General features: G+C 57.8%; 1 protein-coding gene. It reads left to right on the top strand.

From position 1 onward, the window contains the following. The coding region (locus AF337_RS12835; protein WP_425287889.1) for an ABC transporter permease at positions 1–320 on the top strand (320 nt) is incomplete at both ends.

The following is a 320-nucleotide window of genomic DNA, read 5'->3' as shown; positions in this document are numbered from 1 at the left end:
ATCTCAAGATTTTCGCCAACACCTTCATCGTCTCCGGTCTCGTCACGGTGATTTCGCTGCTGATCGGATTTCCCGTCGCCTGGGCACTGGCGATCATGCCCGGCCGCCTGACGTCGGTGATCTTTGCGATCCTGCTCCTGTCGATGTGGACCAACCTGCTTGCCCGCACCTATGCCTGGATGGTGCTTTTGCAGCGGACGGGACTCATCAACAAGATGCTGATCGGAATGGGGCTGATCGACAAGCCCTTGGCGCTCGTCAACAACCTGACCGGGGCGACGATCGGCATGACCTATATCATGCTGCCCTTCATCATCCTC

Origin of the sequence: Rhizobium ecuadorense, from assembly GCF_001187535.1 — a bacterium.
GTDB lineage: Bacteria > Pseudomonadota > Alphaproteobacteria > Rhizobiales > Rhizobiaceae > Rhizobium > Rhizobium ecuadorense.
This window is presented reverse-complemented; position numbering and strand designations above follow the sequence as displayed.